Here is a 13,954-nt window from a genome sequence, read left to right as displayed (position 1 = left end):
TTTATGCTTATTAAGACAACAAATGTAATCCGTTTTCAATTAAATTTTTGTAACTCTTGTTACTCTTTAAGTTTTCTAAATGTTCTTTAAGTACTGTTTGTATTGTAAAATTATTTTTTAAAGCTAATTCATACAATTCTAAAGACAACAACCAATCTTCATTAAAATTATTCTTTAATTTTTTAAAAATATCATCAAGTTTATTTTCAGAAACCTCATCAATATCTCTCATCTTTCTAACCTCTTCATATAAACTATACAGTTCTTTTTGCGAAGGAGTATATTCGATTTTATGTGTTTTTGTTTCAGATACTTTTCCTAAATCTTGAAAAGACTCAACATCTGCTGGCCCAGAGTAAGCCGATACTAATTCTTTCCCTATTGCCATATCATAAATTCCCCATTCAGGCTGAAACAACACTTGCTCTTTATAAGTTACGGTACAGTTTTTAAAGGAAATAATTAAAATTTTACCTCTTAAATCACGAGTTCCTGTAATTACTTTTCCTTTAACCACAACTCCGCTTTCAAACTCTAATGTTAATTCTTCACCTTCATAAATACCATAAGCTTTTAAGTCACGCGGGCTCATATCTTCAATAGGCAAATTAATTCCTTTTAGCCTTCCTACCGGACTACCAAAACCTTCAGCATGATACCTTATTCCATGACCTATCAATTCTTTGTCTCTATTTGCTAAAGCTGTTGGCCCTGTAGTTTGTATGTATGCTACTTTTCCTTTAGCATCTTCAATTACATTTGTAAATATTCCTGAAACTTGAACTCCAGTACTTAATTCGACAGTTCCTAAATTTTTAGAATCGATTAATTTTTCAACACCTTTTAAGCCTCCTGTTCTAAGCGCCATGGTGTTTGCAAACTCATTTAAGACCAGGCTTAAATATGCAAAATCTGGCGTTACAAACAACTGTGGCTGTGGCTTAGTAATATCAAAACTTACATTTGCAGCTTCAATAGAATATGGCACTTTTTTAACTTCATTTTGCATACACCATTTACTTTCACCAATAGATGACAATAAACCAGCGCCGTATATTTTAGGATCATCAAGTGTTCCTATTAATCCATATTCAACCGTCCACCAATGTAAATTTCTTATTTGCGCCATTTCAGATAATTCACCCATATTATCTTGCAACCACTCTACCTTTTTTTGCGCTTCATTTATTTCTTTTTCAGTTGAATTTGGATTTTCTTTTAAGATAGATAATAATCGAATAGCCTCGTACATTTCGTAATCTTTTGATGACGAAATTGCTTTTGATCCTATTTCACCAAAACGACGTAAATATTCAGAATATTCAGGATTAGCAATAATTGGTGCATGTCCTGCAGCTTCATGAATAATATCGGGTGCAGGTGTATATTCGATATGATTTATGGTTCGCATATCAGAAGCAATTACCAATACATTATAAGCTTGAAACTCCATAAATGCATTTGGCGGAATAAAGCCATCAACTGAAACTGCTGCCCAACCAATTTCTTTTAAAATACGATTCATCCCTTCCATGTAAGGAATCGTTTCAACCGAAACTCCTGTTTTTTCTAAGCCTTTTAAATACGAAGCGTGTGCAACTTTACTTAAATAATCAACATTCATACGCATTACATAACGCCATACTGCTTGATTTTGCGCCGTGTATTCATGGTACGGTTGTTTCACTACAAATTTATGTAAGTGTTTTGGTAATTTCTTTGTGATTTCATTTAGTTCAAAATGAGATTCCATATTGTTGTTTATTTTGCTTGGTAAATTTAAGTTTTTTATAGTTCACAAAAAATCGATATTCGTTAAATTATATATTTTGTACATTTACTTTATCGTCAAAATTAAAAACTATGAGAAATCGCGGAAATTTAAAAGTTAGACTTTTAATTGGTGCTGCCATTGCACTGTTTGCTTTATTTAAATACTGTGCTAGTTCTGAAACGAATCCGTATACTGGTAAAACACAACATATTTCTATATCGCCAAAGCAAGAAATTGCGATTGGTTTAAGTAGTGCGCCGCAAATGACACAACAACATGGTGGCTTATATCCGAGTCAAAAATACCAAGACTTGGTAGATCGGGTTGGCGAAAAATTACTTAGAAACAGCATTGCCAAAAACTCTGGATATCCTTTTGACTTTCATTTATTAAAAGATGAACGAACCATTAATGCTTTTGCCCTACCTGGCGGACAAGTATTTATCACTTTTGCATTGTTTTCTAAATTAAAAAACGAAGATCAACTAGCTGGTGTTTTAGGGCATGAAATTGGGCATGTTATTGGTAGACATTCGGCAGCTCGTATGGCTAAGCAAGATTTAACGCAAGGAATACTCTCAGGCGCTGCTGTTGGTTTTGATCCTAACACAGCACAAGGTATGGCATCTATTGCAAATGTAATTAACATGAAGTATGGGAGAAGTGACGAATTGGAAAGTGATGATTTAGGCGTGAAATTAATGATTGATGCAGGCTACAACCCTGAAAGTTTAATTGGCGTAATGGAAATTTTAAAACAAGCCGCTGGACCTGATAGAACCCCTGAATTTAAAAGTACACACCCCGATCCTGAAAATAGAATTGAAAAAATAAAAGAGGCTATTCGTAAATATAAAGGGTAGTTGCTGTAAATAATATAATGAAAATTTAGACCTCACAGGTTTTAAAAACCTGTGAGGTCTTTTTGATAAATTAAAAACACAAAATTCCTTAATTTAAAACTACAACCAACAAATAAGCCTAGCCCCGATTGAAGCATTTGTTTGAGCTCTTTTTTATTTTTCTTAAAAAAAGCGAGTGCGGAAAGCGGGAAACAGCTTCACATCATTTACAACAAACAATCGATTTCGTTATTTTTTAAAAATCAAGAAAAAATCTTTCTTACTTTTGTTTTTTAACACACAACAAATGAACAAGAAAGTAATTTTAATGATATTAGATGGTTGGGGAATTACCCAAGACCCTAAAGTATCTGCCATATACAACGCCAAAACTCCTTTTATAAATTCGTTATACGATAAATTTCCGCATGCCGAGTTGCGAACCGACGGTGAACACGTTGGTTTACCTGAAGGACAAATGGGAAATTCGGAAGTTGGACACATGAATTTAGGTGCGGGTAGAATTGTATATCAAAATTTGGCTAAAATTAACAAAGCTGTTAAAAATGGCACCTTAGCACAAGAAACTGAATTATTAAACGCTTTTGAATACGCTAAAAAAAACAACAAAAACGTTCATTTTTTAGGATTGGTTTCTAATGGTGGTATTCACTCACACATCAATCATTTAAAAGGATTACTTAGCGCTGCTGATGATTTTGGTTTGTCGAATGTTTTTTTACATGCCTTTACTGATGGTAGAGATTGTGATCCGAAATCAGGAAAATATTTTATTAATAATATTCAGGAACACATGCAAAAAACGACTGGGGAATTGGCTTCAATTACAGGTCGTTATTATGCTATGGATCGTGATAATCGTTGGGAACGTGTGCAATTAGCCTACGATGCTTTGATAAATGGTAAAGGAACTTTTTCAACAGATGCTATAAAAAGTATTCAAGAAAACTATGATGCAACTGTTACCGATGAGTTTATTAAACCTATTATTATGGTTGATGAAAATGAGCACCCAAAAACAACAATTAAGGAAGATGATGTGGTTATTTTTTTTAATTTTAGAACCGATAGAGGCCGTGAATTAACAGAAGCTTTAAGTCAAAAAGACTTCCCTGAATTTAATATGAAAAAGGTTCCATTATATTTTGTTACCATGACAAATTATGATGAAACTTTTAAAAACATCAACGTAATTTACAACAGTAATAATATTGAAAATACCTTAGGCGAAGTTTTAGAAACAGCTGGAAAAACTCAAATTAGAATTGCCGAAACTGAAAAATATCCACATGTAACATTTTTCTTTTCTGGCGGAAGAGAACAAGAATTTAATGGTGAAAAAAGATTACTTTGTCCATCTCCAAAAGTTGCTACTTACGATTTAAAACCCGAAATGAGCGCTTATGAAATTCGCGATGCCATAGTTCCTGAATTAAAAGAAGGAGCGGTTGATTTTGTTTGCTTAAACTTTGCTAATGGCGATATGGTTGGTCATACTGGTGTTTTTGAAGCTGCCGTTAAAGCATGTGAAACTGTTGATAATTGTGTTAAAGATGTTGTAACAACCGCTTTAGAAAATGACTACACCACTATTTTGATTGCCGATCATGGTAATTGTGAAACAATGATGAATCCTGACGGAACACCACATACCGCGCATACTACAAATCCGGTTCCTATGATTTTAATTGACAAAGAATTAAAATCGATAAAAAATGGTGTTTTAGGTGATATTGCTCCAACTATTTTACGACTAATGAATGTAGGGCAACCTAAAGAAATGACTCAAAACTCACTTATTTAAAAACAAATGATGAAAAAAATCACTTATATTTTAATTGCCATATTGATTACTTCTTGTGCAAAAATCCAACAAAAAAAGCCAGCAGTAAAAGACAAAGACGGTAATTTAGTTGGTATTGCTACAAAAAAAGATTTTCAGCAAGAACCTTATGCTTCTGAATGGTTTAATGATTTTTACAGCTATTATGAAACAGATAAAAATACTATTACTCAATTAAAATCCTATTTAAAAGAGGTAACTATTAAAGGTTTTATGGGAACTTGGTGTGGCGATAGCCAAAGAGAAATTCCTAATTTTTATAAATTATTAGATCAATCAAATTTTAATTACCGAAACCTTGAGTTGGTAACAGTTAATCGTAAAAAAAAGGCTAACGGGTTAGAAAAAGGATTTAATGTAGTTAGAGTTCCAACTTTTATCTTTTATAAAGACGGAAAAGAAATTGGTCGTTTTGTAGAACACCCTGTTGATGGAAGCTCAATTGAAGAAGATATTTTAAAAATAGTTTCTGGTAAACCATATACACATCCGTATCAAAAATAACCGTAAATTTGCGCCTCAATATTTTTAAGATGATCAAAGCAAAAACTAGAGAAGAAATAGAAATCATGCGCGAAAGTGCCTTAGTAGTATCAAAAACCTTAGGTATGCTTGCTAAAGAGGTAAAACCTGGAGTTAGTACTTTACAACTTGACAAGTTAGCTGAAGATTTTATTCGTGAACAAGGAGCTATTCCTGGTTTTTTAGGATTGTATGATTTTCCGAACACACTTTGTATGAGCCCGAACTCACAAGTAGTACACGGAATTCCTAACAAAACCCCTTTACAAGAAGGTGATATTATTTCTATTGATTGTGGTGCTATTAAAAATGATTTTTATGGCGATCATGCGTATACTTTTGCAGTAGGTGAAATTGCTACTGAAACACAGAAGTTACTAGACGTTACTAAACAAAGTTTATACGAAGGAATTCGTGAGCTTAAAGTTGGTAATCGCGTTGGTGATGTTGGTTTTGCTATTCAAAATTTCACCGAAAAACATGGTTACGGAGTTGTTCGTGAATTGGTTGGTCATGGTTTAGGACGCGTAATGCACGAAGATCCTGAAATGCCAAATTATGGACGCAGAGGTCGTGGTAAAAAGTTTATTGAAGGGATGGTTGTTGCCATTGAACCTATGACAAACCTAGGAACTCACAAAATATTACAACATAATGATGGTTGGACAATTACTACTTTAGACGGTAAACCTTCTGCCCATTTTGAGCACGATGTTGCTATTGTTAACGGTAAACCTGAATTATTATCTACCTTTAAATATATTTATGATGCTTTAGGTATTGAAAGCAATGAAGAGGATGAGTTTAGACGCGAATTACTCTAATTAGCACAAATTAAACTATGAATAATAACCTTTTATACAAAGATGAAGCCTATAAGATTATTGGTTGTTGTATGGAAGTTCACAAAGTGTTAGGAAAAGGATTTAATGAGGTAGTATATGGAGATGCTTTAGAAATAGAGTTTACATCCCAAAATATTCCTTACAAAAGAGAGGTTAAGTTTAATATTACATATAAAGACAAAATAATTCCTCATTTTTATTTTGCTGATTTTGTAATATATGATAAAATCATCTTAGAGGTTAAAGCTATAAAAGAATTAAATTCTAGTCATATAAAACAAACATTAAATTATTTAGCTACCTCTAAATTAAACTTAGGGCTACTTATAAATTTTGGCGAAGATAGCCTTAAATATAAAAGGGTAATTTTAAATAAGTTAGTGTAAATTCGAGAAATCTGTGTCTTTTTTTAAATCCATATTAAACACCATTCCAAGACCTTTATTAATTAAAGCTAGCTATTGGGTTAGCCCAATAATTGCGTGGTGGTTAAAAGGCGATAAATTTACCGATCCTATTGATGGTAAATCATTTCGTAAATTTTTACCTTATGGTTATGGTATACAACGAGAAAATGCACTTTCTCCTTCTACACTATCATTAGAAAGACATCGTTTACTTTGGTTGTACTTGCAAAATGAAACCGATTTTTTTTCTTCGGATAAAAAATTAAAAGTATTACATATTGCACCTGAACAATGTTTTTTAGACATTTTTAGAAAACAAAAAAACCTAGATTATATTACTTCAGATTTAGAATCGCCAATTGCAGATGTGAAAGCAGATATTTGTGATTTACCTTTTAAAGACAATGAGTTTGATGTTGTTTTTTGCAATCATGTTTTAGAGCATATTACGAATGACACCAAAGCAATGCAAGAATTATATCGCGTATTAAAACCTGGAGGATTCGGAATTTTTCAGATTCCACAAGACTTAAATAGAGAAATGACTTTTGAAGATGATTCTATTACCGATCGTAAAGAACGTGCTAAAATATTTGGCCAATACGATCATGTACGCGTGTATGGCCGTGATTATTTTGATAAACTTCGCTCTATAGGTTTTAAAGTTGATGAAGTAGATTTTACAAAAAAAATCGCTCCAGAAAAACTAGAACGATTTGCTTTAATGAAAGGCGAAATTTTGCCCGTGTGTTTTAAGGGTTAATTCACAAACTCCATTAATTCATTATTTTTATCATTATACAACAACACTACTTTTAACTCAGGATGTGTTACCAAAAATTCTTTTGTACGCTCTAATCCCATTGCTAAAAAAGCAGTTGCGTAGGCATCTACATCAGCACAATCTCCTTTTAACTTAACTGATACACTTAGTAAATTACTTTCTTCGGCCAACCCTGTTTTTGCATTTACAGTGTGTACTATTTTTTTTCCCTCGTCACTTACCTTATACTTTCTATAATTTCCTGAAGTTGCCATAGATTGATTATCTAATTCAATTATTTTTTGAACCGATCTTGTTCCGTCAGTATTTGGTTCTTCAATAGCTACCTTCCACAACTTTCCTTGTTTTTTACCTCTTGCTCTAATTTCTCCACCGATCTCAACAAGATAATTTGAAATGTTTTTACTTTCTAAAAACCGCCCAATAACATCAACTCCATATCCTTTAGCAAAAGCATTGACATTAAATTCAATATTCGGATTATCTCTATAAACCCTTCTATCTTCCAATCTCACCTTATCAAAACCAACATCTTTCATTAATGAGTCAATTTCATCTTTAGACAGCTCTTTTTTTGATTTTCCGGAACCAAATCCATAAGCATCAATTAACCTACCAATCGTAGGATCAAAATATCCATCCGTTTCTTCATAAATTCTTTTTGCCTTGCTAAAAACTTCTATAAACATATCATCAACAACAATCGTCGAATCCCCTTTGTTTATTTTAGAAATATCAGAAGTAGGCATATAAGTTGAGAGCGATTTATTTACCAAAGTAAACAAACTATCTATTGATTGTTGATAATCAACTTTATCTACATAAGTAATGTGATAGGTAGTTCCGAAAACAAAACCTTCTAATTTAGTTTCTGAAATTCTTGACTCATTTTTGCAAGAAAGAGACACAATTAAAACCGCAAAATAAAATATCTTTTTAATCATCTTTAAAAATTTATTGGCAAAAATAATTTATTATCACATCATAAAAGATTGTTAATTATCTTTTTTGTAGCTTCATTTTTATAACTTTGTTTTACAATTACATTAATAACATTGTAAAAAACAATATAAGATGAAAAAAATTTTCTTATTCCTTACAGCTTCTATCCTATTAGCATCTTGTGCTTCTACGAAAGAGTTAGATGCTTTAAAAACAAAACATGAAAAAACAAAAGAAGAATTATTAACTGTAAAAGCAAATTTAACTAAGTGCTTGGTTGAAAAAGAAAGTTGTGAAGATAAAGTTTCTACGCTACAAGCCTCGGTAGGTGATTTGAAAGCTGATAAAAAAAATACGCTACAACAGGTTGAAAACTTAACAGTTTTAACAAAAGGAGCCAATGACAACATTAAAGAAACACTAACTCAGTTAAGCAAAAAAGACAAATACATTAATAAAATTAGAGCTGCTGCATCTAAAAAAGATTCTTTAAACTTAGTAGTTGCTTTTCACTTAAAGAAAGAGTTACAAGATGGAATTAACGATGAAGATATCACTGTAAATGTTGAAAAAACAGTAGTTTTTATCTCTATTTCTGATAAATTATTATTTAAAAGTGGTAGTTATAATATCTCTGACAAAGCCTCTAAAGTGTTAGCTAAAGTTGCTACTGTTGTAAACGGACAGCCAGAAATGGATGTTATGATTGAAGGACATACAGACAACACTCCTGTTTCCAAAGGATCTGCCTTGAAAGACAATTGGGGATTAAGTGTTTTACGAGCAACATCAATCGTTCGCGAACTACAAAACAAACACAAAGTAGCGCCTAGTAGGTTAATTGCAGCTGGTAGAGGTAGTTTTGTACCTTTGGTTGCCAATGATACTCCTGCTAATAAAGCAAAAAACAGAAGAACTAAAATTATTATTCTTCCTCGTTTAAATCAATTTTTTGAATTGTTAGAGCAAAAAGCAGAGTAACATCATTCTTAAAAACATTAAAAAAGACTACTTGTTTAAGTAGTCTTTTTTTTTTCAAAAAAAGGAACGTTCTTTGTTGTTTATAATCAAACATACTATGCAAAGTATTCTTTTACCTAAAAGGTTTCAACTCTTAAAAACATTTAGTTTAACCGTATTGCTTTTTGCTTTTATCATACGATGTATTTTATACATTTTAGCAGTTAACTATTTTGATTTTTCGATAATCAATTTTTTTAAAATTTTTTTAGTTGGTTTATTTTTTGACCTCAATACTTTATTATATCTATTAAGCATTTATGCCATTTATTTATTAATAATCCCTGCAAGATTTCACGGAAGTATTATTGATAAAATTGTTACCAAATTTTCTTACGGACTCTTTTTATTCGTTTTTATTTTTTCATTTTTAGCCGAAATTCCTTTTTGGCAAGAATACCAAAGACGTTATAATTTTATTGCGGTTGATTATCTTTTATATACCTACGAAGTTGTTGAAAACATTCATCAATCTTTCCCATTACCTTTATTAATTGGTATTATTGTTTTTATACTTATTCTTAGTATTCGATACGCATCAAAAAAGAACGCTTACAAAGATACTTTTAACAATTCTGACTCTTTTAAAGCTAAATTAACACCTTGTTTACTTATTATAAGTAGTTTTTTATTATGCCACAACTACAACACTAATAACAAAGCTGAAATTTTTTCAAATATTAATGAAAATGAGTTAGCCAAATCAGGTCTGTATTCATTTTTTGCAGCTTATAAAAGTAATGAATTAAACTATAACGATTTTTATGCTACACTTCCTAAAGAAAAAACATACAAACTACTGGCTAAAAACATAAAAGCAATTAACGATAGTTTGTTATCAAAAAATAATATTTATCGACATACAAAAAATGATAGCACCGAATTAAAACCTAATGTAATTTTTATAGGTTTAGAAAGCGTTAATGCACGTTTTATGAAAAGCTTTACAAGTAAAAAAAACTGGACTCCAACATTAGATTCGCTTGCTAAAGCATCTATTTTTTTCACAAACTTATATGCAACTGGAACCAGAACTATTCGTGGAATTGAAGCCATCAGTTTAGCCATTCCACCAACACCAGGAAGAAGTATCGTAAAAAGAGAAAACAACGATAACCTAGCTACTATTGGCGAAATTTTTAAACAAAAAGGATATAGTAGAACTTTTTTTTATGGAGGTGACGGTCATTTTGACAATATGACAAACTACTTTAGTTACAACGGATTTGATATTGTTGATAGAAGAAAAAAACATCGATTACAAGAAGATTTACCTACAAAAAGAACACGTATTGAAGATGATGAAATGACTTTTGAAAATGCTTGGGCAGTTTGTGATCAAGATTTATTTAACAAAGTATTAAAGATTACTGATGAAAAAGCAGAAAAAAAACAACCTTTTTTTAGTTTTGTTATGACAAGTTCTAACCACAAACCTTACACCTACCCAGACAATGTTGTTGACACCCCTTCAGGCACAAGTGTAGTAGGATCTATCAAATACCTAGACAAAAGCTTACGTGAATTTTTAGAAAAAGCAAAAACAAAATCATGGTATAAGAACACCGTATTTGTAATCATGTCTGACCATTGCGGCTTTAGTGCTGGTAGAACCGAAATAAATGTAGAAAACCACCATATACCTGCTTTCATTTTAAATTTGCAAAATCAAGAACCTAAAAAAATAACCAAATTAAGTTCGCAAATAGACATTTTTCCAACACTTTTTGGATACTTAAATTGGTCATACAAAACAGCACTTTATGGTAAAGACATCAACAAAATGCAAATAAATGATGAACGTGCTTTTATAGGAAATCATAGAAAAGTAGGCTTATTAAAAAAAGGGAAACTACTCTTATTAGAAACCAACAAACAACATAAATCTTACCATTGGGATAAAGAGGAAAACGAAATAACAATAACCGAAACAGATTCGCTATTTTTAAACGAAACAATATCTTACTATCAATCTGCCTTTGATCTCTTTAAAAACGGAAAATTAAAAGCTACAAATTAAACTTATTAGCTATTTGTATACCAAATAATTAGTTGTACATTTGCAGACCTTTTTTAAGGATAAAATTTTTTATTAATAAACAAAAACTAATCGTGTAATTATGAACACATTAAGTTACAAAACGGTATCAGCAAACAAAAACACTGTTAACAAAGAGTGGGTTTTAGTTGATGCGGACGGGCAAACGTTGGGTCGTCTAGCTTCTAAAATAGCAATGCTAATTAGAGGTAAATACAAACCAAATTACACTCCTCACGTAGATTGTGGAGATAACGTGGTTGTGATCAACGCAGACAAAATTAACTTAACTGGTAAAAAGTGGACTGACAAGTCTTACATCCGTCACACAGGATATCCAGGAGGTCAAAGATCATTAACTGCTACAGAAATGTTCGAAAAAGATCCTACAAGATTAATCGAAAAAGCAGTAAAAGGAATGTTACCTAAAAATAAATTAGGTAGTGTATTATACAAAAACTTGTATGCATACGCAGGTACTGAGCACCAACAAACTGCTCAAAACCCTAAACTTATTAACCTTAACGATCTTAAATAATGGAAACTGTACACAAAATAGGTAGAAGAAAAACAGCTGTTGCACGTGTTTACGTTTCTCAAGGAAGTGGAAATATCACTGTTAACAAAAAAGATTTAAACAACTATTTAACAACACCTACTTTACAATATAAAGTAAAGCAACCTTTAATGTTAACTGAGAACTTAGAGTCTTATGACATTAAAGTAAATGTTTTTGGTGGTGGTGTTACTGGTCAAGCAGAAGCTATTCGTTTAGCAATTACTAGAGCATTAGTAGCTATTAACGAAGAATACAAAGCAGTATTAAAACCAGAAGGTTTATTAACTCGTGATCCTAGAATGGTTGAACGTAAGAAATTCGGTCAGAAGAAAGCACGTAAGAAATTTCAGTTCTCTAAGCGTTAATATTTATCACTGCTTTACAAAAAGCTTTGGTTGTGTATTTTCAAAAAGAGACTGTTACAAATTAATTTTTAACAGTTTAGTATCTAAATATTTCAGACTTAATATAACTACTGAAATATTGTGAAAACAGAACGTAAACACATTTTATTAAAATGGCAAACATTCAAGAATTATTAGAAAGTGGAGTGCACTTCGGTCACTTAACTAGAAAATGGAACCCTAACATGGCTCCATACATTTATACTGAGCGTAATGGTGTTCACATCATCGATTTGTATAAAACATCAGCTAAAATTGATGAAGCAGCTTTAGCTTTACAAAAAATAGCAAACTCTGGACGTAAAATCTTATTCGTTGCAACTAAAAAGCAAGCTAAAGATATCGTTGCTGAAAGAGCTGAAAATGTAAACATGCCATACATTACTGAGCGTTGGCCAGGAGGTATGTTAACAAATTTCGTTACTATTCGTAAGGCTGTTAAAAAAATGGCTCACATTGATAGAATGAAGCAAGATGGTTCTTTTGATGCATTATCAAAAAGAGAAAAATTACAAATTAACCGTCAGAGAGCAAAATTAGAAAAGAATTTAGGTTCTATTTCTGATATGACTCGTTTACCTGCCGCTTTATTTGTAATTGATGTAAAAAAAGAGCATATTGCTATTGCAGAAGCTCAAAAATTAAACATTCCAATTTTTGCAATGGTTGATACGAACTCTGATCCTAGACCAGTAGATTACGTAATCCCTGCAAATGATGATGCTTCAAAATCTATCGATAAAGTATTATCATACATCACAGATGCAATCAATGAAGGCTTAACTGAAAGAAAAGCTGACAAAGAAAAAGCAAAAGTTGAAAAAGCTCCTGCTAAATCAGAAGCAGCTACTACTGAAGCACCAGCTAAAGAAGAAGCAAAATAATTTACCTTTAAAGGCTTCAATATAACTTGAAGCCTTTAAATTTTATTAAAAAAAATATTTACAACTTAAAATAACGATAGAAATGTCAGTAAAAATTAGCGCTGCAGACGTAAAAAAATTAAGAGAAAGTACCGGAGCTGGTATGATGGATTGTAAAAATGCATTAGTAGAAGCAGAAGGAAATTTTGATAAAGCTGTTGAAGTTTTACGTAAAAAAGGACAGAAAATCGCTGCTAAAAGAGCAGATAGAGAATCTACTGAAGGTGTAGCTATTACTAAAATTAGTGATGACAACACTTACGGTGTTGCTATTGTATTAGCATGTGAAACAGATTTCGTATCTAAAAACGATTCTTTTAAAGAATTAGCTGCTCAATTTGTTGCTATTGCTTTTAATACTAAAACTAAAGAAGAATTTTTAGCTGCCGATTTTGGTGGTGTTACTGTTGCTGAAAAACTAATCGAACAAACAGGAGTTATCGGTGAAAAAATCGATATTACTTCTTTCGAAAGACTTGAAGCTCCTTACGTAGGTTCTTATACACACGTTGGTAAAATTGCTGCTATGGTTGGTTTATCTGCTTCAATAGATAAAGCTGCTGAATTAACAAAAGATTTAGCTATGCAAGCTGCCTCTATGGGTGCAACTTCTTTATCTTACAAAGGTTTTGATCCTGCTTATGTAGCATCTGAAACTGAAGCAAGAATTGCTGCAATCGTAAAAGATAATGAAGAATTAGTTCGTTTAGGTAAAACGTTAAAAAACGTTCCTCAATACGTATCTAGATTACAATTAACTGACGATGCTTTAGCTAAAGCTGAAGAAGCTGCTAAAGAGCAATTAAAAGCAGAAGGAAAACCAGAGCAAATTTGGGATAAAATCTTACCAGGAAAAATGGAAAGATTTATTTCTGATAACACAACTTTAGATCAAGAACAATGTTTATTAGATCAAAAGTTTATTAAAGACGAAAAGAAAACTGTTGAAGAATATGTTTCTTCATTTGGTGATGTAGAAGTTAAAAACTTCGTAAGAGTTACTTTAGGATAATTCAAAACAGTCTTATAT

Annotated in this window: 14 protein-coding genes; 12 read left to right on the top strand and 2 right to left on the bottom strand. The window is 31.7% G+C overall.

Features of this window, described 5'->3' with window-relative positions:
• Positions 1–10 precede the first annotated feature (10 nt).
• Entirely contained in the window at positions 11–1,753 is a 1,743-nt protein-coding gene (locus BA195_RS04340) for an aromatic amino acid hydroxylase (protein ID WP_068702796.1), read from the bottom strand.
• A gap of 110 nt (positions 1,754–1,863) precedes the next feature.
• Here BA195_RS04340 and BA195_RS04335 point away from each other — a divergent pair, with 110 nt between their 5' ends.
• The 6 genes from BA195_RS04335 (at position 1,864) to BA195_RS04310 (ending at position 7,017) form a co-directional block, all read left to right on the top strand.
• Positions 1,864–2,637, top strand: a complete 774-nt coding sequence (locus tag BA195_RS04335) for a M48 family metalloprotease (protein WP_068702795.1) — start codon at positions 1,864–1,866, stop codon at positions 2,635–2,637.
• A gap of 286 nt (positions 2,638–2,923) precedes the next feature.
• Positions 2,924–4,441, top strand: a complete 1,518-nt coding sequence (gene gpmI / locus BA195_RS04330; RefSeq protein WP_068702793.1) for a 2,3-bisphosphoglycerate-independent phosphoglycerate mutase — start codon at positions 2,924–2,926, stop codon at positions 4,439–4,441.
• 6 nt (positions 4,442–4,447) lie between these two features.
• Entirely contained in the window at positions 4,448–4,984 is a 537-nt protein-coding gene (locus tag BA195_RS04325; RefSeq protein ID WP_245662314.1) for a TlpA family protein disulfide reductase, read from the top strand.
• 29 nt (positions 4,985–5,013) lie between these two features.
• Positions 5,014–5,826 carry a type I methionyl aminopeptidase gene (gene map / locus BA195_RS04320; RefSeq protein WP_068702789.1) on the top strand — a complete coding sequence of 271 codons (813 nt, stop codon included), beginning with the start codon at positions 5,014–5,016 and terminating at the stop codon, positions 5,824–5,826.
• A gap of 17 nt (positions 5,827–5,843) precedes the next feature.
• Positions 5,844–6,233 (top strand): GxxExxY protein, encoded by a 390-nt coding sequence (locus BA195_RS04315; protein ID WP_068702788.1) that lies wholly within the window; start codon positions 5,844–5,846, stop codon positions 6,231–6,233.
• A 13-nt stretch (positions 6,234–6,246) separates the two neighbouring features.
• Positions 6,247–7,017, top strand: coding sequence for a class I SAM-dependent methyltransferase (locus tag BA195_RS04310; protein WP_084443056.1), 771 nt, complete (start codon positions 6,247–6,249; stop codon positions 7,015–7,017).
• Here the strand turns inward: BA195_RS04310 and BA195_RS04305 are convergent.
• Entirely contained in the window at positions 7,014–7,982 is a 969-nt protein-coding gene (locus tag BA195_RS04305) for an FAD:protein FMN transferase (RefSeq protein WP_068702787.1), read from the bottom strand. The genes BA195_RS04310 and BA195_RS04305 overlap by 4 nt on opposite strands.
• 130 nt (positions 7,983–8,112) lie before the next feature.
• Here BA195_RS04305 and BA195_RS04300 point away from each other — a divergent pair, with 130 nt between their 5' ends.
• From BA195_RS04300 to tsf, 6 genes are all read left to right on the top strand, one after another.
• Positions 8,113–8,961, top strand: coding sequence for an OmpA/MotB family protein (locus BA195_RS04300; RefSeq protein ID WP_068702785.1), 849 nt, complete (start codon positions 8,113–8,115; stop codon positions 8,959–8,961).
• Between the two features lie 97 nt (positions 8,962–9,058).
• Entirely contained in the window at positions 9,059–11,020 is a 1,962-nt protein-coding gene (locus tag BA195_RS04295; RefSeq protein ID WP_068702781.1) for an LTA synthase family protein, read from the top strand.
• Between the two features lie 100 nt (positions 11,021–11,120).
• On the top strand, positions 11,121–11,576 hold the full coding sequence (rplM, locus tag BA195_RS04290) for a 50S ribosomal protein L13 (protein ID WP_068702780.1): 456 nt from the start codon (positions 11,121–11,123) through the stop codon (positions 11,574–11,576).
• Complete coding sequence (gene rpsI / locus BA195_RS04285; RefSeq protein WP_068702778.1) at positions 11,576–11,962, top strand: 30S ribosomal protein S9; 387 nt, start codon at positions 11,576–11,578, stop codon at positions 11,960–11,962. Before rplM ends, rpsI begins: the two co-directional genes overlap by 1 nt.
• 152 nt (positions 11,963–12,114) lie before the next feature.
• On the top strand, positions 12,115–12,885 hold the full coding sequence (rpsB, locus tag BA195_RS04280) for a 30S ribosomal protein S2 (RefSeq protein WP_068702777.1): 771 nt from the start codon (positions 12,115–12,117) through the stop codon (positions 12,883–12,885).
• 82 nt (positions 12,886–12,967) lie between these two features.
• A complete protein-coding gene (gene tsf, locus BA195_RS04275; protein WP_068702776.1) occupies positions 12,968–13,936 on the top strand; it encodes a translation elongation factor Ts in 969 nt (322 codons plus the stop codon).
• Positions 13,937–13,954: the final 18 nt, after the last annotated feature.

The organism is Tenacibaculum soleae, assembly GCF_001693415.1.
Lineage (GTDB): Bacteria > Bacteroidota > Bacteroidia > Flavobacteriales > Flavobacteriaceae > Polaribacter > Polaribacter soleae.
The sequence above is the reverse complement of the archived record's forward strand: the minus strand, read 5'-3'. Positions and strand labels throughout refer to the sequence as shown.

Coding starts and splice junctions, on each gene's coding strand:
- BA195_RS04340 (WP_068702796.1), bottom strand. CDS start 1,753: ATGGAATCTCATTTTGAACTAAATGAAATCACAAAGAAATTACCAAAA.
- BA195_RS04335 (WP_068702795.1), top strand. CDS start 1,864: ATGAGAAATCGCGGAAATTTAAAAGTTAGACTTTTAATTGGTGCTGCC.
- gpmI (WP_068702793.1), top strand. CDS start 2,924: ATGAACAAGAAAGTAATTTTAATGATATTAGATGGTTGGGGAATTACC.
- BA195_RS04325 (WP_245662314.1), top strand. CDS start 4,448: ATGATGAAAAAAATCACTTATATTTTAATTGCCATATTGATTACTTCT.
- map (WP_068702789.1), top strand. CDS start 5,014: ATGATCAAAGCAAAAACTAGAGAAGAAATAGAAATCATGCGCGAAAGT.
- BA195_RS04315 (WP_068702788.1), top strand. CDS start 5,844: ATGAATAATAACCTTTTATACAAAGATGAAGCCTATAAGATTATTGGT.
- BA195_RS04305 (WP_068702787.1), bottom strand. CDS start 7,982: ATGATTAAAAAGATATTTTATTTTGCGGTTTTAATTGTGTCTCTTTCT.
- BA195_RS04300 (WP_068702785.1), top strand. CDS start 8,113: ATGAAAAAAATTTTCTTATTCCTTACAGCTTCTATCCTATTAGCATCT.
- BA195_RS04295 (WP_068702781.1), top strand. CDS start 9,059: ATGCAAAGTATTCTTTTACCTAAAAGGTTTCAACTCTTAAAAACATTT.
- rplM (WP_068702780.1), top strand. CDS start 11,121: ATGAACACATTAAGTTACAAAACGGTATCAGCAAACAAAAACACTGTT.
- rpsI (WP_068702778.1), top strand. CDS start 11,576: ATGGAAACTGTACACAAAATAGGTAGAAGAAAAACAGCTGTTGCACGT.
- rpsB (WP_068702777.1), top strand. CDS start 12,115: ATGGCAAACATTCAAGAATTATTAGAAAGTGGAGTGCACTTCGGTCAC.
- tsf (WP_068702776.1), top strand. CDS start 12,968: ATGTCAGTAAAAATTAGCGCTGCAGACGTAAAAAAATTAAGAGAAAGT.